The organism is Tabrizicola flagellatus (assembly GCF_008271465.1).
In the GTDB taxonomy this organism is placed as follows: domain Bacteria; phylum Pseudomonadota; class Alphaproteobacteria; order Rhodobacterales; family Rhodobacteraceae; genus Tabrizicola; species Tabrizicola flagellata.
Genome location: NZ_VMDU01000008.1, coordinates 41,067 through 64,407, shown reverse-complemented (window position 1 = coordinate 64,407; position 23,341 = coordinate 41,067). Strand labels below are relative to the sequence as shown.

Here is a 23,341-nt window from a genome sequence, read left to right as displayed (position 1 = left end):
AATGACCCGTCGCACCCTGCGCATCGTCAACGAAAAGGGCCTGCACGCGCGCGCCAGCGCCAAGTTCGTCGAGGTGGTCGAGGCACATGACGCTTGCGCCACCGTCGCCAAGGACGGGATGGAGGTTTCGGGCGATTCGATCATGGGGCTCCTGATGCTGGGCGCGTCGCGGGGAACCTCGATCGAGGTGACCTGCCAGGGCGAGGAAGCGGAGAAACTCGCCGATGCGCTGGAGGCCCTTGTTGCGGCGCGCTTCGGAGAGGATTATTGAGGCGGATGCCCTGACTCGTTCCGGGCAGTTCCGGGGAACGTCGCTTCGTGACCGAACATAGCCACATCGCCGTCGAGGCGCCGCTCCCAGCCGTGTCCCCTGTGGCCCGGCAATACGACATGCGCCGGCTGTCCTATGCGGGCACCTTCAAGAACCCGTTCAAGGCCGGCACGATCCGCACCATCGAATGGCTGACCGCCAAGGTCCAGCTTCTGCGCCTGATCCGCAGTTTCGAGAAGTCCGGCGCCCCCTTCGGCGCTCCGTTCTGGCCCAAGGCGATCCGCCACATGGGCATCCGCATCGAGACCCCGCCCGAGGAGATCGCCCTGATACCGCCGACCGGCCCTCTGGTCGTGGTATCGAACCACCCCTCGGGCCTGGTGGATGGAATGGTGCTGGCCGAGATGGTCAACCGCGTGCGGTCCGACTTCAAGATCCTGACCCGCAGCCTGCTGACCGGCATCCCCGAGGTCGAGGAATTCATGATCCCCGTGCCCTTCCCGCACGAGGACAATGCCCGGGAACTGGGCCTGCAGATGCGGGACGAGACGATGAAGCACCTGAAAGCCGGCGGGGCCATCATCCTCTTCCCGGCCGGAAAGGTGGCGATGTCCGAAGGCTGGTGGGGCCCCGCGGTGGAAGGCGAATGGAACGTCTTCACCCACAAGATCGTCAAGTCCACCGGGGCGACGATCCTGCCGATCTACTTCCCCGGCCAGAACAGCCGCTGGTTCCAGATCGCCAACCAGCTGTCGGACACCCTGCGGCAGGGGCTTTTGCTCTACGAGATCAAGCGCTGCCTCTTCAAGCCCACGCGCCCGGTGATCGGCGCGCCGATCCCGGCGGAAGAGCTGAAGAAGTGGGAAGGCAACCCGCGCGGGTTCCTGGCCTGGCTGCGGGAGCATACGCTGGCGTTGAAGGACCGGGCTTGACGATCACACTGTCTGGATCGCCCTCGCAACAGCTAATTGCTCGTTGAACAGTCGGTCAGGTGGCTATCAAGAAAGGCACGCGCGTCCGCGCTTGCATCCCGCCAACGGGCCACATGGGTCTTTGGCAAGCTGATGTTGGCCTGCCACCCATTCGGCATGAGGTCTACCATCAGGCAGTTCGGCACCCTCGGATTGACGGAGCAGGTGATCCGGACACGGGACGCAAGCGGGTCTGACGCATCGGGCAACAGGAGTTCGGCGGCTGTCAACCCCGGGGCAGATCGCCGGTCTGCCGTCTTCGCCGGAAGTCCTTGGAGGAAATCGAACAACACCGATTCCGGGATCTGGCGTTCCACAGCTCTCATCCCGATTTCTAGGAAAGCCTGACATGTTCCGCTTCCAATAGCGGACGGTCCATCCGGTTGCATCCGGCCCATCAAGAATGCTGGATCTCGGAACGTCTGAAGGCACCAGGAAGAACGGCATCGGGCGGTTGGACGCTGAGTTCTCGGTAGCAAGGGTGACGGCATCACGCTGGTAGGAAAGGCACCAGCCATCGACACGATACACCACTGTTGCCCTGGTCAGGATCAGATACGCTGTCGTGGCAAGGCAAAGAACGGCAATGTAGCCGGGCATTCGCATGACCATGCCTGCTAAGCAAGGCCGCCGGACTCCCGAGGCGCTGCCTTCACCCAAGGACCGTCACCGCGTCGGCACCGGCACTTCGCCCCGGTAGTCGTAGAACCCCCGCTGCGTCTTCCGGCCCAGCCACCCGGCCTCGACGTATTTCGTCAGCAGCGGGCAAGGCCGGTACTTCGTATCCGCCAGCCCCTCGTGCAGCACGTTCATGATCGACAGGCAGGTGTCCAGCCCGATGAAATCCGCCAGCTCCAGCGGCCCCATCGGGTGATTGGCGCCCAGCTTCAGCGACTGGTCGATCGACTGCACCGAGCCCACGCCTTCGTACAGCGTATAGACCGCCTCGTTGATCATCGGCATCAGGATGCGGTTGACGATGAAGCCCGGGAAATCCTCGGAACTGGAAGCGGTCTTGCCGAGCTTCCTCACCACCTCGTGCAGCGTCTCCCAGGTCTCCTGGTCGGTGGCGATCCCCCGGATCAGCTCCACCAGCTGCATCACCGGCACGGGGTTCATGAAGTGGAAGCCCATGAACCTTTCCGGCCGGTCGGTGCGGCTGGCCAGCCGCGTGATGGAAATGGACGAGGTGTTCGAGGTCAGGATCGTGGTGGGCTTCAGATGCGGCACAAGGTCCTCGAAGATTGCCTGCTTCACCGTCTCGCGTTCCGTCGCGGCCTCGATGATCAGGTCGCACTGGCCAAGGTCGGCCAGCTTCAGCGTGGTCTTGATCCGCTCCAGCGCGGCGCGCTTGTCGGCAGGCAGCACCTTGCCGCGCGCGACCTGGCGGTCGATGTTCTTCTCGATGGTGGCGAGCGCCTTGGTCAGGCTGTCCTCGGAGACGTCGGTCAGAAGCACGTCGTAGCCTGCAAGCGCGAAGACATGGGCGATCCCGTTGCCCATCTGCCCGGCGCCCACGACGCCCACCCGCTTGATCTCCATCGCCGCAACCTCCGTCTGACGTCCCGCTTATGCCCGCCCCGTCCGGCCCGCGCAAGCCGGGGGAAAATGCACCGGCTTTTACGCAATCGCCCGATTTTAGCCATTCGGCAACCAGCCTCCGCCACAGTGCCTTCCGGGTGACTGCAAATGGGTGGTGTGATGCTGCATCTCGATGCGGGCGCGCGGGCGCTCGACTATTCTCCGTGCCGCTATGGCGCGTCGCGTGCGCTGTTCCGGGGACCGGCGCGCGATCTGTCGCAGCCCTATGTGGCGGTGCTGGGCGGATCGGAAAGCTTTGGCAAATATGTTGCGCAGCCCTGGCCGGCGCTGGTCGAAGCCGGGCTGGGGCGGGCGGTCGTCAACCTGGCAGGGCAGAATGCCGGGCCGGATTTCTACCTGTCGGACCCCGCCGCGCTCGACGTGGCTGCGCGCGCCCGGGTGGCGGTGGTCCAGGTGACGGGGGCCGAGGCGCTGTCGAACCCCTTCTACACTGTCCATGCCCGGCGCAATGACCGGTTCGTGGCCGCGACGCCTGCGCTTCGTGCCCTGTTCCCCGAGGTGGATTTCGCCGAGATCCATTTCACCCGCCATCTGCTGTCGGTACTGCACCGCGCCGACCCTATGCGCTGTTCCGTGGTGAGCGAGGCGCTGCGCCGGACCTGGGTCGACCGGATGCGCCTGCTGCTGGCCCGGTTGCCCGAGCGGCGACTCCTGCTCTGGCTGACCGAACCCGCGCTGCCGTCCCGCGCCGGCTGGCCGGACCGGGCCCCCGTTTCGATCGACCGGGCCCTGGTCGAGGTGCTGGCCGGCGAGGTATCGGGGATCGTCGAGCTTGTCTCCAGCCCGCAGGCGCGCACGATGGCCCGGCTGGACATGATCTACCCCGAGACCGAGGCCGCCCAGGCCGCCTGCCTGCCGGGCGCGGCAGTCCATGCGGAGGTGGCGGCGCGGCTGGTGCCAAAGGTCGCGGAACTGATGTAGAAAGGGCCGCCCGGGCGGGCGGCCCTTTGCCAGGCGACAGCCGTCGCACGGCGTCAGAGCTTTTCGATCATCTCCGGCACGGCGGTGAACAGGTCGGCGACCAGGCCGTAGTCGGCGACCTGGAAGATCGGCGCCTCTTCGTCCTTGTTGATCGCGACGATGACCTTGGAATCCTTCATCCCGGCAAGGTGCTGGATCGCACCCGAGATGCCGACCGCGACGTAAAGATCCGGCGCCACGACCTTGCCGGTCTGGCCGACCTGCCAGTCGTTCGGCGCATAGCCGCTGTCAACGGCAGCGCGTGAGGCGCCGACCGCGGCGTTCAGCTTGTCGGCCAGCTTCTCGATCAGGTCGAAGCTTTCCTTCGACCCCACGCCGCGCCCGCCCGAGACCACGATCCCGGCCGAGGTCAGCTCGGGGCGGTCCGACGAGGCCACCTTGTCCTCGACCCAGGCCGAGAGGCTGCCGTCCACGCTGGCCGAGACCTTCTCGACCGGTGCGTTGCCGCCCTTGCCTGCGGCATCGAAGGTCGCAGTGCGGATGGTCATGACCTTCTTCGCGTCCGAGGTCCTGACCGTCTGGATCGCGTTGCCGGCATAGATCGGACGGTCGAAGGTCGCGGCGTCATGCACGGCCAGCACTTCCGAGATCACCATCACGTCGAGGAGCGCCGCCACGCGCGGCAGCACCGATTTCGACAGGGCACCCGAGGCAGCGACGATATGCTCGTAATCGCCCGCCAGCGACACGATCAGCGCTGCGGTCGGCTCCGACAGGCCATGCGCATAGGCCCCGTCCTCGGCCAGGAGCACCTTGGCCACGCCGTCCAGCGTCGCGGCCTCGGTCGCTGCCGCACCGGCATCGGGGCCGGCAACCAGCACCGTCACCGGGCCCAGCGATTTCACCGCGGTCAGTGCCTTGGCCACCTGATCGGTCGCCAGTTTGCCATCGACCACATCGGCAAGAAGAAGAACGGCCATCTCAGATCACCCCCGCTTCGTCTTTCAGTTTCTGGATCAGTTCGGCCACCGAACCGACCTTCACGCCCGCCTTGCGACCCGCAGGCTCCACGGTCTTGACCACCGACAGCCGCGGCGAGACATCCACGCCGTAATCGGCCGGGGTCTTGGTGGCCAGCGGCTTGGCCTTGGCCTTCATGATGTTCGGCAGGCTCGCATAGCGCGGCTCGTTCAGGCGCAGGTCGACGGTGATGATCGTCGGCATCTTCACCGCGATGGTCTGCAGACCGCCGTCCACTTCCCGGGTGACCTTGGCGCTGTCGCCCTCGATGGCGATCTCGCTGGCGAAGGTCGCCTGGCTCCAGCCCAGCAGAGCGGCCAGCATCTGGCCGGTGGCGTTCATGTCGTTGTCGATGGCCTGCTTGCCGCAAAGCACCAGACCCGGCGCCTCTTCCTTCACCACGGCGGCCAGGAGCTTGGCCACGGCCAGGGGCTCGATGTCGGTATGCACATCCGTTGCGGCCTCGATCAGGATGGCGCGGTCCGCCCCCATGGCCAGCGCGTTGCGCAGCGTTTCCTGCGCCTGCTTGACGCCGATCGAGACGACGACGACCTCGGTCGCCACGCCCTTCTCCTTCAGGCGGATCGCCTCTTCCACCGCGATCTCGTCGAAGGGGTTCATGCTCATCTTGACGTTGGCGAGGTCAACCCCCGAGCCGTCCGCCTTGACCCGCACCTTGACGTTGTAGTCGATCACCCGCTTGACCGGGACCAATACCTTCATGGCCGCACTCCCTATCCGATGCGCGCCCCTGGGGCGCGCAAGCCGCTGCCCGCCTGTTACCGGAAGGACGGGCTTCGCAACAGAGCAAATGCGACAGGTTGGCGCGACGCGACGCCGCGTTTTGATCGTCCGGGGCGATCAGCGCCGCGCCGACCGCCAAAATTCTTCGCCGAAGAATTTTGGCCCGCGCCCGGCGGATCAGCGGGTCAGGCCCGGTACCCAGAGCACATCGGCCTTGCCGTCGTCGTTGGCGATGCGCCCGGCGACGAAGAACCAATCCGACAGGCGGTTGAGATAGCGCACCGCTTCGGGGTTCACGTCCTCCATCGTGGCGAGTTCGACCACCAGGCGCTCGGCCCGGCGGCAGACGGTGCGGCACAGGTGCAGCTGCGCCGCCAGCACCGATCCGCCCGGCAGGATGAAGCTGCGCAACGGCGTCAGGCGGTCGTTCATCGCGTCGATCTCGCGTTCCAGCCGGGTGACCTGTCCCTCGATCATCCGCAGGGGCGTGTAGGACAGGGTCGCGTCCAGATGCCGGTCGGGCGTGCAGAGATCGGCGCCAAGGTCGAAAAGATCGTTCGAGATCCGCGTCAGCGCCTCGGCCATCTCGCCGCTGGCATGCAGCCGCGCGAGGCCCACCGTGGCATTGGTCTCGTCCACCGTGCCATAGGCCGAGACGCGCAGCGAATGCTTGGCGACCCGTGCGCCGTTGCCCAGGGCGGTTTCGCCGGCATCGCCGGTCTTGGTGTAGATCTTCGACAGGACGACCATGCTCAGGCCCTCGCGCGGAGCCAGGCGAAGGCGACGATGGCCACCACCGCCACGAACTGCACCCCCAGCCGCCAGCGCATGATGCGGTTGGCGTTGCGCTTGTTGAACTCGCCGCCCCGGGCGAAGGTGCCGATCCCGAACAACAGGATGCCGAGCACCACGAAACAGGCCACGGCGGCGAAGATGAACAGCGGATCGGACAGCATGGGCGCACTCCCTTTTGCGGTGATCTAGGCCAGCGAGACCCAAAAGCGAAGCCGAAAATTCCGCCGTCGCCCGGCCCAAGATTTTTCGGCGAAAAATCTTGGGCTTCCCCGCCCCGCTAGTCGGCGTAGCCGGGATCCTCGGCGTCGAGGATCGCCCGCAGCTCGCGCAGATGCGCCGCGGCGAAGCCCGGATAGTCCTCCCATTCCCGGGCGGTCTTCTCGGCGATCTCCTCGGGCAGGATGCGCAGGGGGCGCCCCGTCTGCAGCGCCCGGATGTAGGTCTCGGCCGCACGCTCGAAATAGTAGAGCCGGTTGAAGGCCTCGGCCACGGTCCGCCCGATCACCAGGACGCCGTGGTTGCCCATCACCATGGCGGTGATCTTCGGGTCTGCCAGAAGCCGCGCGCAGCGTTCGCCCTCGGCCTCGAAGGCCATGCCGCCGTAATGGTCATCCACCACATGCCGGTTGTGGAACATCGCGGTGTTCTGGTCGATCGCCGGCAAGCGCGAATCGGCGAGGCTGGCCAGGACCGTGGCATGGGCGGAATGGACATGCATCACGCAGACCGCGTGGGGGCAGGCACGGTGGATCGCGCCGTGCAGGCCCCAGGCGGTCGGGTCGGGGGCGTCAGGGCGACGCATGGTCGCGGGGTCGTTCGCGTCGATCTCGACCAGGGACGAGGCGGTGATCCGACTGAAATGCCGCCCGTTCGGATTGATCAGGAACCGCGTGCCCTCCGGGTTCACCGCCAGCGAGAAATGATTGGCCACCGCCTCGTGCAGGTTCAGCCGCACCGCCCAGCGGAACGCGGCCGCCAGATCCTGCCGCAGATCGATATGTGTCAGGTTGATGTGACGGTTCATGACGTCCCCTCGCCGCGAATCGGACCTTCAGCAGACAAAGGGCTGCTTTTCCCCGCGAAATAGGTTAACAGACTGAGTGTCCGGATCACAGCTACTGGACGGACCCGGTTCTCAACCAGGAAGTGCAGCAGAGGGCCGCGGAGGGCAACTCTGGCTTGAATGTGGCAGGTTAACGGGGATTTTCCTGCAACTTTCCTTTATTCCGGCAAAAGCTCTCCGCATTGTTGATGTCACTGGCAAGGGATATTGGAGGAGTGCGCGTGCAGACTTTCATCCAGACCAACCGCCAGAACATCGCCTCGCACACCCTGGGTGTCAGGGTGATGCTGCTGACGGATCAGAGCGACAGCCCCACAGCGCAGCGCCTAGCCGGCTATGGCAGCCAGGTCGATGTCGCGAACGTGCTGGAGGATGCGGTGGCCGGGATCCTGAACGATCGGTTCGGCTACGATCTCTTCGTGATGGACTGCGACGGATTCGGCGGGATTGCCGGGGCCGAACAGGCGATCTCGGCGCTGATCGCGGGCGATGCGAAGATGCGGGTGATGCTCGTCAGCCGGGATTTCGACGTGCCGGTCTATCCCTTGGGGCGCCGCACCGCGGTCTGCCTGCCCGACGACGTCTCGGATGCGAGTTTCCGCATCGGCTTCGACCATGTCCTGCGGGACCGGGCGGCCGTCACCATGAACTGACGGGGTGCCGGGGGCGGCGGACCGCCCCCGAACGATCGGCTCAGGCGAGAGCCAGGTTGGTCGCGGATTCGCGCCCGTCGCGGCCGGCTTCGATATCGAAGGTGACCGGCTGGCCGTCCTTCAGGCTGCGCAGCCCGGCGCGTTCCAGCGCGGTGATGTGCACGAACACGTCCTTCTTGCCGCCTTCCGGGGCAATGAAGCCGTAGCCTTTGGTTTCATTGAACCATTTCACGGTGCCCTTGGCCATCGTGAAGTCTCCTGTCTAGTATGCCCGCCCGCGGAAGTGCGGCGGCTTGGCCCCGTCAGCTGTAGTCGATTGCTGTGGCCGATGGTCGGAGACAGTGGTCGAAAAGATAACGTCGCAGGCCGAACATAGGCGAAACCGCCTTCGATTCCAAGCGGCAAACTGCGGATAACCCCGCCGGGCGTCCGATTCCGGATAATGATATCAACGGCTTGAAAACCGTCGGGCCTGTCTTGCCGCCTGCTGCGTGCGAAACCTCTTTTCGGCTTGCCCTTTTCGAAATACTCCCGCCGGAGGCATCCGCCGCCGGACAGGGGCGCAGGGACGGGAAAGATGATCTTCACGGTGGCAATCGACGGGCCGGCGGCGGCCGGCAAGGGCACGATCGGCCGTGCCGTGGCGGACCGCTTCGGATTCCGGCACCTCGACACGGGCCTCCTCTATCGCGCGGTCGGCGTCATCGGCGGCGATCCCGTCGCCGCCGCGCGCGCGCTGCGTCCCGAGGACCTTGCCCGCGACGACCTGCGCACGCTTCAGGCCGGGCAGGCCGCCAGCCGGGTCGCTGCAATTCCCGAGGTGCGCGCGGCGCTGCTCGACTTCCAGCGCCGCTTCGCAAGGGCCGAGGGCGGGGCGGTCCTCGACGGCCGTGACATCGGCACGGTGATCTGCCCCGAGGCCGAGGTGAAACTCTACGTCACCGCCAGCCCGGAGGTCCGCGCGCATCGCCGCTGGCTCGAGGTCGGGGGCGACGAGGCGCGCGTCCTGGCCGAGGTGAAGGAACGTGATGCCCGCGACATGGGCCGGGCGGATGCTCCGCTGAAACCGGCGGCGGATGCCGTGCTGATCGACACCAGCGCCATGGGGATCGACGAGGCCGTGGCCGCGGCCTGCGCGGTCGTGGCGGACCGGCTGCCGCCGCGCTGAGGCAGCCCGGGTTTGCAGGCGCGGGGGGATGCGGCAGTCCGGCGCCGAACGGCAAAGGCAGGAGGCTGACGGGGTGGCGTTTCTCTTTCCGTCCGGGCGAGGCGGCGGCGACGATCCGCCGTCATCCGGGCCGGACGGCGCCGGCTGAGGCGCCAGGTCAGGCTTTCCCTTGCCCCGGCGCGGATTTCCAACTATAGCGCGCCCATCCCGAATGGACGTCCAGCCGCCGGTTTGCCGGACGGAAGGATTTTTTCGTTCGGGGCCAAGACCGGCGGAGCCAACCGTCTGGCCAGTGAAACAGATGAAAAGGAAACTGATCTACATGTGCGCTAAAGCATCCATGGACGAATTCGAAGCCCTCCTGAAGGAAAGCTTCGAGATCGACACCCCCGAAGAGGGCACTGTCGTCAAGGGCAAGGTCATCGCCATCGAGGCGGGCCAGGCCATCATCGATGTCGGCTACAAGATGGAAGGCCGCATCGACCTGAAGGAATTCGCAAACCCCGGCGAGGCCCCGAACATCAACGTGGGCGACACCGTCGAGGTCTATCTGGATCGCGTGGAAAACGCCCGCGGCGAAGCCCAGATCAGCCGGGAAAAGGCCCGCCGCGAGGAAGCCTGGGACCGTCTGGAAAAAGCCTATGCCGCCGAGCAGCGTGTCGAGGGCGCGATCTTCGGCCGCGTCAAGGGCGGCTTCACGGTCGACCTGGGTGGCGCCGTGGCCTTCCTGCCCGGTTCGCAGGTTGACGTCCGTCCGGTGCGCGATGCCGGCCCGCTGATGGGCATGAAGCAGCCGTTCCAGATCCTGAAGATGGACCGTCGCCGCGGCAACATCGTCGTCTCGCGCCGCGCGATCCTGGAGGAAAGCCGCGCCGAACAGCGCGCCGAAGTCATCGGCAACCTGGTCGAAGGCCAGGTCGTGGATGGCGTGGTCAAGAACATTACCGAATACGGTGCGTTCGTTGATCTTGGCGGCGTTGACGGCCTCCTGCACGTCACCGACATGGCCTGGCGCCGCGTCAACCATCCGTCGGAAATCCTGTCGATCGGCGAGACCGTCAAGGTTCAGGTCATCAAGATCAACAAGGAAACCCACCGCATTTCGCTGGGCATGAAGCAGCTTCAGTCCGACCCGTGGGATGCCGTCGAGAAGATGTATCCCATCGGTTCGGTCCACAAGGGCCGCGTCACCAACATCACCGACTACGGCGCCTTCGTGGAGCTGGAAGCCGGCGTCGAGGGCCTGGTCCATGTCAGCGAGATGTCCTGGACCAAGAAGAACGTGCACCCCGGCAAGATCGTCTCGACCTCGCAGGAGGTTGACGTCATGGTTCTGGAAATCGACAGCGCCAAGCGTCGTGTTTCGCTTGGCCTGAAGCAGACCCAGCGCAACCCGTGGGAAGTCTTTGCCGAGAACCACCCGATCGGGTCGGCCATCGAGGGCGAAGTCAAGAACATCACCGAATTCGGTCTGTTCGTCGGGCTCGAGAACGACATCGACGGGATGGTGCATCTCTCCGACCTCAGCTGGGATCAGCGTGGCGAGGAAGCGATCCAGAACTACCGCAAGGGCGACGTGGTCAAGGCCGCGGTCACCGAGGTGGATGTCGAGAAGGAGCGCATCTCGCTTTCGATCAAGGCTCTGGGCGACGACACCTTCTCGGAAGCCGTTGACGGCGTGAAGCGCGGCGCGGTGATCACCGTGACCGTCAGCGCGATCGAGGACGGCGGGATCGAGGTGGAATACAACGGCCAGAAGTCGTTCATCCGCCGGTCCGACCTGGCCCGCGACCGTGCCGACCAGCGGCCCGAGCGCTTCCAGGTGGGCGACAAGGTGGATGTCCGCGTGACCAACATCGACCCCAAGACCCGCAAGCTGGGCCTGTCGATCAAGGCGCGCGAGATCGCCGAAGAAAAGGAAGCCGTCGAACAGTATGGCTCGTCCGATTCGGGCGCCTCGCTGGGCGACATCCTGGGCGCGGCCCTGAAGGACCGCCGCTGAGGACGGTAGCCGAACTTGCGATTGAATGGAAAGGCCCCGCCGCTAGCGGGGCCTTTTCCTTTGCGCCAAGTCCCCGTTTTTGTTTGCCCGAAGCCAAATCCTGCCGCTATAGTCCTGCCAGAACAACAGCGTGGCGGCCGCCTGCCAGCGACCGAACCACAGGGGGGACTACGGATGATCCGTTCGGAACTGATCCAGAAGATCGCGGATGAGAACCCGCATTTGACCCAGCGGCATGTCGAGCGGATCGTGAACACGGTCTTCGAGGAGATCATCGAGGCGCTGGCCAAGGGCGATCGGGTGGAACTTCGCGGCTTCGGCGCCTTCTCGGTCAAGGCGCGTGACGCGCGCGTCGGCCGCAACCCCCGCACGGGCGAGGCGGTCAAGGTCGAGGACAAGAAGGTTCCCTTTTTCAAGACCGGCAAGCTGTTGCGTGACCGGCTGAACGGCAAGTAGACGGCCCTATGCCTTGCACCCGGGGCGGTTCGGGCCGATAGTGACTGCGGAACCCCTGGGGCTCGCTTGGCATGATCCGCTATCTTCGACTGATCTTCCTGGGCCTTCTCGGCCTTGGCCTGCTGACCGTCGCGCTGGCGAACCGGACAGCGGTGCCGGTGCGCCTGCTGCCGCCCGACCTGGCGGCGCTGACCGGGCTGACCTGGGGGATGGAGCTGCCGCTGTTCCTGGTGATCTTCGCCGCGATCATCGCGGGGGTGCTGATCGGCTTCGTCTGGGAATGGTTCCGCGAACACGGCCACCGCGCCACCGCCAGCCAGAAGGCGCGCGAGGTGGCGCGGCTGGAGCGGGAACTTGCGGTGCTCAAGGATGCCACCTCGGTCCCGCCGAAGGACGAGGTGCTGGCGCTCCTGGAAAAGCGGTGATGCGGGATGTCCGCGTCAAGATCTGCGGGTTGAAGTCGCCCGCCGATGTCGCTGCGACGGCCGCGGCCGGGGCGGCCTATGCGGGCTTCAACTTCTTCCCCAGGTCGCCGCGTCATGTCACGCCCGAACAGGCCAGGGCGCTGGCCCTGGTCGCGCCGGACGGGCTGTGCAAGGTCGCGCTGGTGGTCGATGCCGATGACGCAACGCTGGATGCGATCGTGGCCGAGGTCCCGCTCGACATGCTGCAACTGCACGGTCACGAGACGCCTGCGCGTGTGGCCGAGGTGAAGGCCCGCTACGGCCTGCCGGTGATGAAGGTGATCGGCGTGGCCGAAGAGGCCGACCTCGCGGGGCTTCTCGACTTCCAGCTGGTCGCCGATCAGATCCTGGTGGACGCCAAGGCTCCCAAGGGGGCGGTCCTGCCGGGGGGCAACGGGCTGACCTTCGACTGGCGGCTTCTGGTCGGACGCAAGTGGCTGAAGCCCTGGATGCTGGCGGGCGGTTTGACGCCGGAAAACGTCGGGCAGGCCATCCAGCGCACGGGAGCGCGACAGGTCGATGTGGCCTCGGGCGTGGAAAGCGCGCCGGGGGTGAAGGATGCCGCGCGGATCGCCGCATTCGTCGAGGCGGCCCAGGGCGTGAAGGGCGGCGTGCCGATCCTGCGCTGAAGCCGCGCCGGAGTTTTCGAAAACTCCGGCTTTTCCCGATCAGGCAATGGCGCTACATCCCTCAGGGAGCAACGGGGGTGCAGCATGGCCGAGGACGGGTTGAACAGCTTCATGACGGGACCGGACGAGGCGGGCCGCTTCGGCCTCTTCGGAGGGCGCTTCGTCAGCGAGACGCTGATGCCGCTGATCCTGGAACTGGAAGAGCGTTACAACCACGCCAAGACCGACCCGACCTTCTGGGCCGAGATGGACGACCTCTGGAAGCATTATGTCGGCCGGCCCTCGCCCCTGTATTTCGCGCCCCGGCTGACCGAACATCTGGGCGGCGCCAAGGTCTACATGAAGCGCGACGAGCTGAACCACACCGGCGCGCACAAGATCAACAACGTGCTGGGCCAAATCATCCTGGCCCGCCGCATGGGCAAGACCCGGATCATCGCCGAGACCGGCGCGGGCCAGCATGGTGTGGCCACCGCCACGGTCTGCGCCAAGTTCGGGCTGAAATGCGTGGTCTACATGGGCGCGCATGACGTGGAACGCCAGGCGCCGAACGTCTTTCGCATGAAGCTTCTGGGCGCCGAGGTGATCCCGGTGACCTCGGGGCGCGGCACGCTTAAGGACGCGATGAACGATGCCTTGCGCGACTGGGTGACGAACGTCCGCGACACTTTCTACTGTATCGGCACCGTTGCCGGTCCCCACCCCTATCCGGCCATGGTGCGCGACTTCCAGTCGATCATCGGCAAGGAGGTGCGCTGGCAACTGGCCGAGCAGGAGGGCGAGGGGCGGCTTCCGGATGTGGTGGTCGCGGCCATCGGCGGCGGGTCGAACGCGATGGGCCTCTTTTACCCCTTCCTCGACGATCCCTCGGTCCGCATCGTGGGAGTGGAGGCCGGCGGCAAGGGCGTGGATGACCGTATGGAGCATTGCGCATCCCTCACCGGCGGGCGGCCCGGCGTGCTGCACGGCAACCGGACCTACCTGTTGCAGGATGCGGATGGGCAGATACTTGAAGGCTTCTCGATCAGCGCAGGTCTCGACTACCCGGGAATCGGGCCGGAACATGCCTGGCTGCATGACGTGGGTCGCGCCGAATACGTCAGCATCACCGATGCCGAGGCGCTGGAGGCGTTCCAGCTGTGCTGCAAGCTTGAGGGAATCATCCCGGCACTGGAGCCGTCGCACGCTCTCGCTCAGGTCATGAAGCTGGCGCCGACGCTGCCGAAGGACAAGATCATCGTGATGAACATGTGCGGGCGCGGCGACAAGGACATCTTCACCGTGGCCAAGCACCTGGGCGTGCAGATGAAGGTCTGACCACCAGAGCAGCCCGGCCCGCCTAGGCCGGGTCTGCGGCATAAACTATCGTTTAGGCCAACCAACGGAATGATTACGAGGCCGGGACTAAACCCCCGGCAAATGGCCTTGGACCATCCGCTGCGGCATTGCGGATCTCATGCACCCGGCGGCTATCGCGGTTTGCCGGTGCGAGGGAAACAATCCGAGGAGATCCATCATGAAACTGAAAACCAGGTTGCTCTGCTACACCGCCGCCGCTGTCCTGTCCGCCAGCGCGGCCTTTGCTGCCGTCGAAGGCCAATCGCTGGCTGACCAGTATCTGGCCGAAGGCTTCAGCTATGTCGAGGTCACGGTCGGCCCGAAGCAGACCAAGGTCGAGGCCATCAAGGGCGGCGTCAAGATCGAGGTCGTCTACGACAACGAGACGATGCAGGTGATCAAGAGCGAGGAAGAGGCCGCAGACTCCAGGGATCAGGGCCGGACCGGCTCGAAGGTGCGGATGTCCGGGGACGACTTCGACGATGATGGCGACCGCGGTCGGAAGGGCCGCGACGGATCCGATGACGACGAGTCCGATGACGACGACAGGTCTGACGACCACGATGACGACGATGATGACGATGACGACGATGATGACGGCGGCAAGGGCGGTGATGGTGACGACGACTGAACCCTGCAGATCCGTCCAGGTGGAAAGCCCCGGTATTGCCGGGGCTTTCGGCGTCGCACATACTGCCGGGGCTGACCCAGGAGTGGAAGAATGAGACGGCGTGCGTTTCTTGCCGGGATTGCCACAGGTGTTTTCCTCGGGGCACCCGTTTTTGCCGAGGAGGTTGTCGCAAGCATCGTGCGGCAGCTCCGCCGGCTCGGGTTCCGTTCCATCAGCGAGGAGCGGACCCTTCTGGGTCGCATCCGGATCATCGCCAGCCGCAGGGATGGCGTCCGCGAAATCATCGTCAATCCCAAGACCGGCGAGATTCTGCGCGACCTCTGGATCCCGAAGGTCACGGGAAAGAGTTCCGTCACCATCATCGACGATCGGGATAGCGGTGGTAGCGACGGCAGCGGCAGCGGAGGCCGTGACGACGACGACGGCGATGATGATGACGACGATGATGATGACGACGATGATGACGACGACGATGATGACGATTGATCGGGCCCGCCGTTCCATGGTTTCCGAGTGAAACGCGCCGCGCCATACATCGCGATCCTGTTGGTTCAGGCGCTCTGCGCCTTTTTCTTCGTGTCCGACATCCTGTCTTCCGTCGTGGGTATCCGCAGCACTCCGATCAGCTGGGAGATGCGCGAGGCGCTGGAGATCGGTGCGGCTTTCGGGCTGGTCCTCGGCGTGGTGGTTGGCGGGGTCATGCTGCGGCGGGCTCTGCGCGACCGGCACCGGGCCGAGGAGCAGCTGCGGAGAGCATCAGGTGCCTTCGCAGACCTTCTGCGCGAACGGTTCGAGGAATGGAGGCTGACCCCTTCGGAAAAGGACGTCGCACTGTTCGCGATCAAGGGGATGTCGACGGCCGAGATCGCGCAGTTGCGCTCGACCAGCGAGGGCACGGTGAAGGCGCAGACCAACGCGATCTATCGCAAGGCCGGAGTGACCGGGCGGCCGCAGCTTCTGTCGCTGTTCATCGAGGATCTCATGCGGGACGACGGGGCGATCCGCCCGATGCCGGAGGCCGCGCCGGACGCCACCGTGCCGGTCAAGTAGGCTGACAGGTCAATCGCTGGCGTGCTGCCGCAGGATCTCGAGCGGGACCACGGCCAGGGTTGCCTGATGCGTGGCTGCAAGCCTGACTTGCGGTGCCGCGCCTTCCTCGTGTGCTTGCAGGAAGCGGCTGGCGCAAAGGCACCACTGGTCGCCGGGTTTCAGCCCCGCGAAGCCGTATTCCGGCCGAGGGGTGGACAGGTCGTTGCCCAGATACTTCGAGAGCGCCAGGAACTCGGCCGTCATCAGCGCGCAGACGGTGTGCAGGCCGCGGTCCATCGGGCCGGTGTTGCAGCAGCCGTCGCGGAAGAAGCCGGTCACCGGGTCGGTGGAGCAGGGCTCGAGCGGCTGGCCAAGGACATTGAGCGAGGGAAGCTTCATCGGCAAAGAATGGCAGGTCGGGCGGCCGCTGTCCAGTGGCGTTCCCGGTGGACAGCCTCTCCCACCCCAATGAAATCAATATGTTGTCTGCGGGCAATCAGGAAGGCTCAACCGATGGCTAGCGACAGTCCACCCCGTAGTCCGCGACGACCGGAAAGCTGCCGTCCTCGCCGAATTCGCCCATGGTGGTGACACCGAGGCTGCCTGCCGGGCCGGCATAGGCATAGCCGCAAAAGCCGAAGCCGGTGCCGGAACAGTCATCGACCTCTGGCACGCCACGCGCGGCGATCTCGGCGTCGAGGCCCATGCTGCCGCTCCGGTCGCCGACATGGGGCTGCGGTTGCCAGCCGGCCCCGGCCAGCCTTTCGCGTGCGATGTCGATGGGAAGGCCGTAGATCAGCGGCACCTCGGCGGCCCCGTTGCAGACCGGCTCGGATGCGGCGAGCGGCACGACGGCGATGCCATCCGTCCCCTGGGGCCGGATGTCGGCAAGCGGCATCGGCAGGAAATCGCCCGACCAGAGCCGGAGCCCGGTGTCGGCAAAGGGTGCGACAAAGCCGATCGGCAGCTGCTCCGCGTCGGTGGCGTAGATCAGTGCGGTCAGGCGGTCGCCACGGAAGAACCCGACGTTGCCATCCTGGCGCAGGCAGGTGCCCGAAGTGCCTTGCACGAAGCTGCCGACAAAGCTGACGGCGGTCAGGTCGCCGAACGGGATCTCGGCCGTGACCGTCCAGCCAAGGGCCTGTGCGGCGCGTCCGGCCGCGGTTCCGGGCGTGATGGCCAGATGCTCGCAGAACGCGACATCCCCCGGTTTCGTCGGCGCGGCGGGCAGGCGATCCAGTGCCACGATGTCGAGGCCGGGGATCTGCGAGGAAAGGGGGGCTTCGGCCAGCGCGGGTACGGCGAGGGCGAGGCTTGCGGCAAGGGCAGGGCGGAACGACACGGGCAGGGCTCCATCGGGCGGATGCCGGAACCTGAGCCCGTGTGGGCCGAGATGTCGAGTGGGGATCTCCGCACCCCCGCAAGAGGGCAACCGGACCCGCCTACAGGCGATGCGGGGGGATCAGGTCGCCCGAGACGAGCGCCGTCAGCACGTGGGGCAAGGGCCAGAGCCGGGACAGCGGCGCAAGCAGGTGGTCGCGCAGGACCGGCAGCAGCCGGCTGTGCGACTGGTACTGCGGGGTGAAGGCGGCCGAGAGGGCCTGGTAGAGGCCAAGATGCCAGCGGCGCGCCCGATGGTAGGCCGGCAGCGCCTCATCCAGCGGCAGGCGCAGGGCCCGGGCAAGCGCCTGGGCATCGAGCAGCGCCATGTTGGCGCCCTGGCCAAGCTGGGGGCTGGCCCGGTGGGCTGCGTCGCCGATGTGGACGAGGCGCCGGCTGTAGGGGCGGCGGAGCGTCCCGTGACTGTAGCGGGCCGGGGAAAGCTGGGTCTTGTCGGCGATCAGGTCGAGAAACGGGGTCATCGCGGGCCAGAAGGCTGCGACCTCGGCCTGCCAGCGGTGCAGGGGTTTCGCAGGCCATTCGTCAAGCTCGGCCGCCGACAGCGACCAGAAGATGGCGGCCCGGGGCGTCGGATCATCGGGCAGGCACCCGATCGGCAGGATGCCGGCCATGCGCGAGGCGCGGTGGTAGCGCTGGCGCAGCTCGGTCAGGGGAAGGTCGGTCGCGGGCCAGGGGACATGGGCCCAGACCGCGCCGAACGGCAGCGCCCGGGCGGTGAGGGGGGCAAGGCGGGAGCCCGCGCCGGAGGCGTCGACGATCAGGTCGAAGGGGCCAAGCTCGCCCCGGTCGGTGACCAGATGGATCGCGTCCGGCGTTGCGCGGGTGCCGGTGGCGGTATGGCCGGTGACAGGGTGGACCCCGGCACGGGTGGCGGTCTGCCACAGGATGTGGAACAGCGCCGCGCGGTGCATGGCAAGGCCGGGTGCCTGCGGTCGGTAGGCGACATCCAGCGCGACCTTTCGCCCGGAGTGGCCGAGCATCCGGGTGAGCGGGGCGCCGAGGCGACGGGCCTCGTCCCCGGCGCCGATGGCATCGAGCACGGCAAGGCCGACGGGCTGGACGACCAGGCCGGAGCCGAGCGGTCTCGGCGTCTCGAACCGTTCGAAGACTGTGACGCTGTGGCCCTCCCGGGCGAGAAGGGTTGCGGCGGCGAGGCCGCCGATCCCGGCCCCGGCGATGGCGATGCGGCAGGTCATGGAGCATGGGTGGCAGCGTAGTCTCGCTCTGGCAAGGGCTGCGGTGTCGCGGGGCGGTTTCCGAACGGAGCGCCTTGCGGCGCAAGCCCCCGTCTCGTCGTCGGGCCTCGCCTCCTCCTCGGCCTGCGGGGGCGCTGCCCCCGGACCCCCGGGATATTTGCAGACAGGCGAATGGGTATCGGGGCGGGCTGGACCCTTCGGCGGCCTTTGTCTATAAGGCCGCCATGCTGATGGGCCGGGTTCTTCGCGCGCGAATTACTTGCCCGGCGGGCTGAGGCCCGGCCGGGTTCGTCGTCTTGCCGCTGGCCCGTGACGGGCCGACCTGCCCCTGAATTCCTGAGGTTCTCCTCCCATGTGCGCCGATACCGCCGCTGTTGACTACCGCGACACCGTCTTCCTGCCCGAGACCGCCTTCCCGATGCGCGCGGGGCTTCCCCAGCGCGAGCCCGACTGGTTGGCCCGGTGGGAGCGGATCGGGGTCTATGACCGCTTGCGGGAGCGCGCGGCTGGCCGCGCACCCTTCGTGCTGCACGATGGCCCGCCTTACGCCAACGGCCACCTGCACATCGGCCATGCGCTGAACAAGGTCCTGAAGGACATGGTGGTGCGGTCCCAGCAGATGATGGGCCGCGACGCGCGCTATGTGCCGGGCTGGGACTGCCATGGCCTCCCGATCGAATGGAAGATCGAGGAGCAGTATCGGGCGAAGGGCCTGAACAAGGACGATGTGGACACCGTTGCCTTCCGTCAGGAATGCCGCCGCTTTGCCGAGGGCTGGATCGACGTCCAGCGCGAGGAGTTCAAGCGGCTGGGCGTCACCGGCAAGTGGGACCGGCCCTATCTGACCATGGACTACCACGCCGAGGCGGTGATCGCCGACGAGTTCATGAAGTTCCTGATGAACGGGACGCTCTACCAGGGCTCGAAGCCGGTTATGTGGTCTCCGGTCGAGAAGACCGCGCTGGCCGAGGCGGAGGTGGAGTATCACGACCATACCTCGCATCAGGTTTGGGTGCGGTTCCGGGTGATCCATGGCGATGCGCTGTTCACCCGGACGCCGACGGACGTGGTGATCTGGACCACGACGCCATGGACCATCCCGCAGAACCGGGCCGTCGCCTTCGGACCCGAGATCGCCTACGGGCTTTACGAGATCATCGGGCGGCCCGAGGACAGCAGCGCGACCATCGGTCATCGGGTGATCGTCGCCGACAAGCTGGCCGAGGCGGTGTTCGGGCAGGCGAGGCTGGTCGGGCCGGAGATGGTGCGGCGGCTGGGTGACGTCTCGGCGGCGGACCTGAAGGGCATGGTCATGGCGCATCCCTTCCGGGGCGTCGAAGGCGGCAAGGGCGAATGGGACTACGACGTGCCCATGCTGCCGGGCGAGCATGTCACCGACGACGCCGGCACGGGGTTCGTGCATACGGCTCCCAGCCACGGCGACGACGACTATCAGCTGGGCGTGAAGTTCGGCCTGCCGATGACCTACAACGTCGAGGCCGATGGCTCCTACCGCGCCGACCTGCCGCTGTTCGGCGGGCAGCACATCATCACCCCGGACGGGAAGGAAGGACCGGCGAACGTGTCGGTCATCAAGCAGCTGGCCTACACGGGCGCGCTGTTCGCCAAGGGCAAGTTCAAGCACCAGTATCCGCATTCCTGGCGGTCCAAGGCCCCGGTGATCTACCGCAACACGCCGCAGTGGTTCGTCGCCATCGACAAGGCGCTCGATGACGGGATGTCCACCTATGGCGACACGATCCGCAAGCGGGCGCTGAACTCGATCAATCAGCTTGTCGAATGGACCCCCGCCACGGGTCGCAACCGGCTACATTCGATGATCGAGGCGCGGCCCGACTGGGTGCTGTCGCGCCAGCGCGCCTGGGGCGTGCCGCTGACCTGTTTCGTCAAGAAGGGGGCACGGCCGGATGCGCCGGACTTCCTGCTGAAGAACGCCGAGGTGAACGCCCGGATCAGGGCGGCCTTCGAGGCGGAAGGCGCCGATGTCTGGTATGTGCAAGGATTCAAGGAAAAGGTGCTGTCCGGCATCGTCGATCCGTCGGATTATGAACAGGTCTATGACGTGCTGGACGTCTGGTTCGATAGCGGCTCCACCCATGCCTTCGTCCTGCGCGACCGCGAGGACGGCAGCCCGGACGGGATCGCGGACCTGTATCTGGAAGGCACCGACCAGCATCGCGGCTGGTTCCATTCCTCGATGCTGCAAGCCTGCGGCACCAAGGGCCGCGCGCCCTATCGCGGGGTTCTGACCCACGGCTTCACGCTCGACGAGAAGGGCATGAAGATGTCCAAGTCGCTGGGCAACACCGTCGCCCCGCAGGAGGTGATCCAGGATTACGGCGCCGACATCCTGCGGCTCTGGGTGGCCCAGTCCGACTACACCGTGGACCTGCGCATCGGGAAGGAGATCCTGAAGGGCGTGGCCGACAGCTACCGGCGGCTGCGCAACACCATGCGTTACATGCTGGGCGCGCTGTCGGGCTTCACCGAGGCCGAGCGGGTCGAGCCCGCCGAGATGCCGGAGCTGGAACGCTGGGTGTTGCATCGCCTCGCCGAACTCGATGCCGAGGTGCGCAAGGGCTATGCCGCCTACGACTTCCAGGGCGTGTTCCAGAAGCTCTTCACCTTCTGCACCACGGACCTGTCGTCGATCTACTTCGACATCCGCAAGGACGCGCTCTACTGCGACGCGCCCGGCGCGCTGCGCCGCCGCGCCTGCCGGACGGTGATGGACCTGCTCTTCCACCGCCTGACCACCTGGCTCGCGCCGATCCTCGTCTTCACCATGGAGGAGGTCTGGCTGGAACGCTTCCCCGGCGAGGACAGCTCGGTCCACCTGGTCGATTTCCCCGAGACCCCGGCAAGCTGGCGCGATCCGGCGTTGGCCGAGAAATGGGACACGATCCGCGACGCGCGGCGGGTGGTGACCGGGGCGCTCGAGGTGCAGCGGACCGCGAAGGTGATCGGCGCCAGCCTCGAGGCCGCGCCCGAGGTCTTCGTCTCACCCGCCATGGCCGCGATCCTCGGCAGCGTCGATTTCGCCGAGACCTGCATCACCTCGGACCTTACCCTTCGGACAGGCGAACCGGCGGAAGGCGCCTTCCGGCTGGCCGATGTGCCAGGGGTGGCCGTGCTGTTCCACCCGGCCGCGGGCGCGAAATGCGAACGCTGCTGGAAGGTTCTGCCCGACGTTGGCACGCACAGGCACCCCGGCACCTGCCAGCGCTGCAACGACGCGCTGGGCTGAGCCTGTGGGCAGGATTGCCCACCCTACGCGGATCTCCGTCCCGACGCCTTTCGGGCCGGTCACGCTGGTCGAGCGCGGCGGGCGTCTCGCGGGCCTCGACTGGCGCGACGACCCGGGCGACTCCACGCCGCTTCTGCAAGAGGCGGCGCGGCAGGTGCGCGCCTACTTCGACCGGCGCCTCACGCGGTTCGACCTGCCCCTGGACTGGGGCGAGGGGCTTGACGCCGCCGTTCGCCGGGCGATGGCCGGGATACCGATGGGTGATACCCGGACCTACGGCCAGATCGCCAAGGCGCTGGGCGCACCGGCGCAGGCCGTGGGGCAGGCTTGCGGGGCAAACCCGCTGCCGATCCTGATCCCCTGTCACCGGGTCACCGGCACCGGCTGGTTCGGCGGCTTCTCCGCCCCGGGCGGTGTCGAGACCAAGGCCGCATTGCTGCGCCATGAGGGGGCGCTACTCCTGTGACCGAGCGCATCCGCGCCGCGATCCTCGATCTGGCCCTGGCCCGGGGGCGGGACCGGTCGCTTTGCCCCTCCGAGGTGGCAAGGGCGCTGGCGGCGGACTGGCGGCCCCTGATGCAGGAGGTGCGAGCCGTGGCCGCCACCATGCCCGAGATCATGGCGACCCAGGGCGGGGCCGAGGTCGATCCGGTCGAGGCAAAGGGGCCGATCCGGCTGCGGCTGCGGTGACTATGACCGGTGCGCCCTCCCCCCTCCCCTCCCCACACGGGCGAGAGGAGGTGCCCTTGCCGATCGCGTGGTCTACAGAAACCGGTAGTCTGGACTTACCGCCCGGCTTGTCGCGCCGCACGCAAAGGCCTAGCCAGTCGGTAACGGTTTCATGACAGGTGCGTCTTGACCCTTGGCGTCTTCCTGGCCGTCCTTGGCGCGGCCTTCCTGCATGCGCTGTGGAATGCGCTGATCAAGCTGGGCACCTCCAAGGTCGGCGGGATGGTGATCCTGTCCATCGTCGAGGTGCCGATCGGCCTTGCCGTCGTGACGCTGAGCCCCGCCATCGACCCTGCGGCGATCCCCTGGGTGATCGCGGCGGGCTGCACACATTTCGCCTACAAGTTCTTCCTGACCTATGCCTATGACCGCGGCGACCTGAGCCGGGTCTATCCCATCGCCCGCGGCGCCGCGCCGATGATCGTGGCGCTGGTGGGCGCGGTCTTCCTGGCCGATGCGGTCACCGGGCAGGAATACCTGGCCATCGCCGTGCTGGCCGCCGGGATCCTGCTGATGGCGCGCGGCGTCTTTTCCAGCGGCGAGGACCGCAGGCTTCTGCCCTTCGCCATCGGCTCGGCCTGCGCCACCGCAACCTACACGCTGATCGACGGGATGGGGGCGCGGGTCTCGGGCGCGCCGGCGGCCTATGTGGCGTGGGTCTTCGTCGCGGACGGGACTTTCTTCACCCTCGGCATGCTGGCGCTGCGCGGCTGGGACGTGATCCCGCGGAGCTGGCACGCTTGGCGGATGGGAACGGTCGCTTCGGTGGCAAGCTACGGCGCCTATGCGGTGTCGATCTGGGCCATGACGCTCGCGCCCATCGCGGTGGTCGCGGCCCTGCGCGAGACCTCGATCCTCTTCGCCGTGCTGATCGGCTGGCTGGCCTTCGGCGAGCGGATGAACGCGGAAAAGGCCGTTGCCGCCCTGGTCATCGTTGCCGGGGTGATCCTGACCCGGCTCTAGACCGGCGCTCGTCGTTCGTCTTCGACT

Annotated in this window: 28 protein-coding genes; 17 read left to right on the top strand and 11 right to left on the bottom strand. The window is 66.7% G+C overall.

Translation table 11 applies throughout. From position 1 onward, the window contains the following. The first annotated feature begins 1 nt into the window (after window position 1). Window positions 2-271 carry an HPr family phosphocarrier protein gene (locus FL625_RS12150; RefSeq protein ID WP_149588942.1) on the top strand — a complete coding sequence of 90 codons (270 nt, stop codon included), beginning with the start codon at window positions 2-4 and terminating at the stop codon, window positions 269-271. 47 nt (window positions 272-318) lie between these two features. After that, the gene (locus tag FL625_RS12145) at window positions 319-1,203 is read left to right on the top strand and encodes a lysophospholipid acyltransferase family protein (protein ID WP_235019396.1); all 885 of its coding nucleotides are present in this window, start codon (window positions 319-321) and stop codon (window positions 1,201-1,203) included. Between the two features lie 32 nt (window positions 1,204-1,235). Here FL625_RS12145 and FL625_RS12140 read toward each other — a convergent pair whose 3' ends face one another. Continuing rightward, a complete protein-coding gene (locus FL625_RS12140; RefSeq protein WP_149588941.1) occupies window positions 1,236-1,559 on the bottom strand; it encodes a hypothetical protein in 324 nt (107 codons plus the stop codon). A gap of 349 nt (window positions 1,560-1,908) precedes the next feature. Continuing rightward, window positions 1,909-2,784: a 3-hydroxybutyryl-CoA dehydrogenase gene (locus FL625_RS12135; RefSeq protein WP_149588940.1), complete on the bottom strand. Its 876-nt coding sequence runs from the start codon at window positions 2,782-2,784 to the stop codon at window positions 1,909-1,911. Window positions 2,785-2,943: 159 nt separating this feature from the next. Between FL625_RS12135 and FL625_RS12130 the strand changes: the two genes are divergently transcribed. Beyond that, window positions 2,944-3,765: a DUF6473 family protein gene (locus FL625_RS12130; protein ID WP_149588939.1), complete on the top strand. Its 822-nt coding sequence runs from the start codon at window positions 2,944-2,946 to the stop codon at window positions 3,763-3,765. 53 nt (window positions 3,766-3,818) lie between these two features. On the opposite strand, the gene FL625_RS12125 is transcribed toward FL625_RS12130, so the two are convergent. From FL625_RS12125 to FL625_RS12105, 5 genes are all read right to left on the bottom strand, one after another. Next, the gene (locus tag FL625_RS12125) at window positions 3,819-4,745 is read right to left on the bottom strand and encodes an electron transfer flavoprotein subunit alpha/FixB family protein (RefSeq protein ID WP_149588938.1); all 927 of its coding nucleotides are present in this window, start codon (window positions 4,743-4,745) and stop codon (window positions 3,819-3,821) included. Window position 4,746: 1 nt separating this feature from the next. After that, on the bottom strand, window positions 4,747-5,508 hold the full coding sequence (locus FL625_RS12120; protein WP_149588937.1) for an electron transfer flavoprotein subunit beta/FixA family protein: 762 nt from the start codon (window positions 5,506-5,508) through the stop codon (window positions 4,747-4,749). 198 nt (window positions 5,509-5,706) lie between these two features. After that, entirely contained in the window at window positions 5,707-6,279 is a 573-nt protein-coding gene (locus tag FL625_RS12115; RefSeq protein ID WP_149588936.1) for a cob(I)yrinic acid a,c-diamide adenosyltransferase, read from the bottom strand. Between the two features lie 2 nt (window positions 6,280-6,281). Continuing rightward, a complete protein-coding gene (locus FL625_RS12110) occupies window positions 6,282-6,485 on the bottom strand; it encodes a twin transmembrane helix small protein (RefSeq protein ID WP_149588935.1) in 204 nt (67 codons plus the stop codon). 116 nt (window positions 6,486-6,601) lie between these two features. Next, window positions 6,602-7,348 (bottom strand): class II aldolase and adducin N-terminal domain-containing protein, encoded by a 747-nt coding sequence (locus tag FL625_RS12105; protein ID WP_149588934.1) that lies wholly within the window; start codon window positions 7,346-7,348, stop codon window positions 6,602-6,604. Between the two features lie 260 nt (window positions 7,349-7,608). Between FL625_RS12105 and FL625_RS12100 the strand changes: the two genes are divergently transcribed. After that, window positions 7,609-8,040, top strand: a complete 432-nt coding sequence (locus FL625_RS12100; RefSeq protein WP_149588933.1) for a hypothetical protein — start codon at window positions 7,609-7,611, stop codon at window positions 8,038-8,040. Between the two features lie 40 nt (window positions 8,041-8,080). On the opposite strand, the gene FL625_RS12095 is transcribed toward FL625_RS12100, so the two are convergent. Then, window positions 8,081-8,287, bottom strand: coding sequence for a cold-shock protein (locus FL625_RS12095; protein ID WP_103258321.1), 207 nt, complete (start codon window positions 8,285-8,287; stop codon window positions 8,081-8,083). Between the two features lie 330 nt (window positions 8,288-8,617). Here FL625_RS12095 and FL625_RS12090 point away from each other — a divergent pair, with 330 nt between their 5' ends. From FL625_RS12090 to FL625_RS12050, 9 genes are all read left to right on the top strand, one after another. Then, window positions 8,618-9,208 (top strand): (d)CMP kinase, encoded by a 591-nt coding sequence (locus FL625_RS12090; RefSeq protein WP_149588932.1) that lies wholly within the window; start codon window positions 8,618-8,620, stop codon window positions 9,206-9,208. A 322-nt stretch (window positions 9,209-9,530) separates the two neighbouring features. Beyond that, window positions 9,531-11,210, top strand: a complete 1,680-nt coding sequence (rpsA, locus tag FL625_RS12085; protein ID WP_149589000.1) for a 30S ribosomal protein S1 — start codon at window positions 9,531-9,533, stop codon at window positions 11,208-11,210. 174 nt (window positions 11,211-11,384) lie between these two features. After that, entirely contained in the window at window positions 11,385-11,666 is a 282-nt protein-coding gene (gene ihfB / locus FL625_RS12080) for an integration host factor subunit beta (protein ID WP_149588931.1), read from the top strand. Between the two features lie 71 nt (window positions 11,667-11,737). After that, a complete protein-coding gene (locus FL625_RS12075; protein WP_149588930.1) occupies window positions 11,738-12,091 on the top strand; it encodes a LapA family protein in 354 nt (117 codons plus the stop codon). After that, window positions 12,091-12,759: a phosphoribosylanthranilate isomerase gene (locus FL625_RS12070; RefSeq protein ID WP_149588929.1), complete on the top strand. Its 669-nt coding sequence runs from the start codon at window positions 12,091-12,093 to the stop codon at window positions 12,757-12,759. Before FL625_RS12075 ends, FL625_RS12070 begins: the two co-directional genes overlap by 1 nt. Window positions 12,760-12,843: 84 nt before the next feature. After that, window positions 12,844-14,076 (top strand): tryptophan synthase subunit beta, encoded by a 1,233-nt coding sequence (gene trpB, locus FL625_RS12065; protein WP_149588928.1) that lies wholly within the window; start codon window positions 12,844-12,846, stop codon window positions 14,074-14,076. Between the two features lie 199 nt (window positions 14,077-14,275). Next, entirely contained in the window at window positions 14,276-14,728 is a 453-nt protein-coding gene (locus FL625_RS12060; RefSeq protein ID WP_149588927.1) for a PepSY domain-containing protein, read from the top strand. A 90-nt stretch (window positions 14,729-14,818) separates the two neighbouring features. Next, complete coding sequence (locus tag FL625_RS18255; RefSeq protein WP_200833942.1) at window positions 14,819-15,214, top strand: hypothetical protein; 396 nt, start codon at window positions 14,819-14,821, stop codon at window positions 15,212-15,214. 27 nt (window positions 15,215-15,241) lie between these two features. After that, window positions 15,242-15,778: a helix-turn-helix transcriptional regulator gene (locus FL625_RS12050; RefSeq protein WP_149588926.1), complete on the top strand. Its 537-nt coding sequence runs from the start codon at window positions 15,242-15,244 to the stop codon at window positions 15,776-15,778. 9 nt (window positions 15,779-15,787) lie between these two features. Here FL625_RS12050 and FL625_RS12045 read toward each other — a convergent pair whose 3' ends face one another. The 3 genes from FL625_RS12045 to FL625_RS12035 all read right to left on the bottom strand — a co-directional run bounded on the left by FL625_RS12045 (window position 15,788) and on the right by FL625_RS12035 (window position 18,354). Next, window positions 15,788-16,156: a DUF2237 family protein gene (locus FL625_RS12045; protein WP_149588925.1), complete on the bottom strand. Its 369-nt coding sequence runs from the start codon at window positions 16,154-16,156 to the stop codon at window positions 15,788-15,790. 118 nt (window positions 16,157-16,274) lie between these two features. Further along, a complete protein-coding gene (locus FL625_RS12040; protein WP_149588924.1) occupies window positions 16,275-17,099 on the bottom strand; it encodes a hypothetical protein in 825 nt (274 codons plus the stop codon). Window positions 17,100-17,199: 100 nt separating this feature from the next. Then, window positions 17,200-18,354: an FAD-dependent oxidoreductase gene (locus tag FL625_RS12035; RefSeq protein ID WP_149588923.1), complete on the bottom strand. Its 1,155-nt coding sequence runs from the start codon at window positions 18,352-18,354 to the stop codon at window positions 17,200-17,202. Window positions 18,355-18,706: 352 nt separating this feature from the next. Here FL625_RS12035 and ileS point away from each other — a divergent pair, with 352 nt between their 5' ends. The 4 genes from ileS (at window position 18,707) to FL625_RS12015 (ending at window position 23,314) form a co-directional block, all read left to right on the top strand. Then, complete coding sequence (gene ileS, locus FL625_RS12030; RefSeq protein WP_149588922.1) at window positions 18,707-21,622, top strand: isoleucine--tRNA ligase; 2,916 nt, start codon at window positions 18,707-18,709, stop codon at window positions 21,620-21,622. 4 nt (window positions 21,623-21,626) lie between these two features. Then, complete coding sequence (locus FL625_RS12025) at window positions 21,627-22,088, top strand: methylated-DNA--[protein]-cysteine S-methyltransferase (RefSeq protein ID WP_235019395.1); 462 nt, start codon at window positions 21,627-21,629, stop codon at window positions 22,086-22,088. After that, complete coding sequence (locus tag FL625_RS12020; protein WP_149588921.1) at window positions 22,085-22,312, top strand: DUF3253 domain-containing protein; 228 nt, start codon at window positions 22,085-22,087, stop codon at window positions 22,310-22,312. The genes FL625_RS12025 and FL625_RS12020 overlap by 4 nt, the downstream gene beginning before the upstream one ends. Before the next feature lie 165 nt (window positions 22,313-22,477). Beyond that, window positions 22,478-23,314: an EamA family transporter gene (locus tag FL625_RS12015; protein WP_149588920.1), complete on the top strand. Its 837-nt coding sequence runs from the start codon at window positions 22,478-22,480 to the stop codon at window positions 23,312-23,314. The last annotated feature ends 27 nt before the right edge of the window (window positions 23,315-23,341 follow it).

What these genes read in the sequence shown, in the direction of transcription:
- FL625_RS12150 (WP_149588942.1), top strand. Translation starts at nt 2, where the DNA reads ATGACCCGTCGCACCCTGCGCATCGTCAACGAAAAGGGCCTGCACGCG.
- FL625_RS12135 (WP_149588940.1), bottom strand. Translation starts at nt 2,784, where the DNA reads ATGGAGATCAAGCGGGTGGGCGTCGTGGGCGCCGGGCAGATGGGCAAC.
- FL625_RS12130 (WP_149588939.1), top strand. Translation starts at nt 2,944, where the DNA reads ATGCTGCATCTCGATGCGGGCGCGCGGGCGCTCGACTATTCTCCGTGC.
- FL625_RS12125 (WP_149588938.1), bottom strand. Translation starts at nt 4,745, where the DNA reads ATGGCCGTTCTTCTTCTTGCCGATGTGGTCGATGGCAAACTGGCGACC.
- FL625_RS12120 (WP_149588937.1), bottom strand. Translation starts at nt 5,508, where the DNA reads ATGAAGGTATTGGTCCCGGTCAAGCGGGTGATCGACTACAACGTCAAG.
- FL625_RS12115 (WP_149588936.1), bottom strand. Translation starts at nt 6,279, where the DNA reads ATGGTCGTCCTGTCGAAGATCTACACCAAGACCGGCGATGCCGGCGAA.
- FL625_RS12110 (WP_149588935.1), bottom strand. Translation starts at nt 6,485, where the DNA reads ATGCTGTCCGATCCGCTGTTCATCTTCGCCGCCGTGGCCTGTTTCGTG.
- FL625_RS12105 (WP_149588934.1), bottom strand. Translation starts at nt 7,348, where the DNA reads ATGAACCGTCACATCAACCTGACACATATCGATCTGCGGCAGGATCTG.
- FL625_RS12095 (WP_103258321.1), bottom strand. Translation starts at nt 8,287, where the DNA reads ATGGCCAAGGGCACCGTGAAATGGTTCAATGAAACCAAAGGCTACGGC.
- FL625_RS12090 (WP_149588932.1), top strand. Translation starts at nt 8,618, where the DNA reads ATGATCTTCACGGTGGCAATCGACGGGCCGGCGGCGGCCGGCAAGGGC.
- rpsA (WP_149589000.1), top strand. Translation starts at nt 9,531, where the DNA reads ATGTGCGCTAAAGCATCCATGGACGAATTCGAAGCCCTCCTGAAGGAA.
- ihfB (WP_149588931.1), top strand. Translation starts at nt 11,385, where the DNA reads ATGATCCGTTCGGAACTGATCCAGAAGATCGCGGATGAGAACCCGCAT.
- FL625_RS12075 (WP_149588930.1), top strand. Translation starts at nt 11,738, where the DNA reads ATGATCCGCTATCTTCGACTGATCTTCCTGGGCCTTCTCGGCCTTGGC.
- FL625_RS12070 (WP_149588929.1), top strand. Translation starts at nt 12,091, where the DNA reads ATGCGGGATGTCCGCGTCAAGATCTGCGGGTTGAAGTCGCCCGCCGAT.
- trpB (WP_149588928.1), top strand. Translation starts at nt 12,844, where the DNA reads ATGGCCGAGGACGGGTTGAACAGCTTCATGACGGGACCGGACGAGGCG.
- FL625_RS12060 (WP_149588927.1), top strand. Translation starts at nt 14,276, where the DNA reads ATGAAACTGAAAACCAGGTTGCTCTGCTACACCGCCGCCGCTGTCCTG.
- FL625_RS18255 (WP_200833942.1), top strand. Translation starts at nt 14,819, where the DNA reads ATGAGACGGCGTGCGTTTCTTGCCGGGATTGCCACAGGTGTTTTCCTC.
- FL625_RS12045 (WP_149588925.1), bottom strand. Translation starts at nt 16,156, where the DNA reads ATGAAGCTTCCCTCGCTCAATGTCCTTGGCCAGCCGCTCGAGCCCTGC.
- FL625_RS12035 (WP_149588923.1), bottom strand. Translation starts at nt 18,354, where the DNA reads ATGACCTGCCGCATCGCCATCGCCGGGGCCGGGATCGGCGGCCTCGCC.
- ileS (WP_149588922.1), top strand. Translation starts at nt 18,707, where the DNA reads ATGTGCGCCGATACCGCCGCTGTTGACTACCGCGACACCGTCTTCCTG.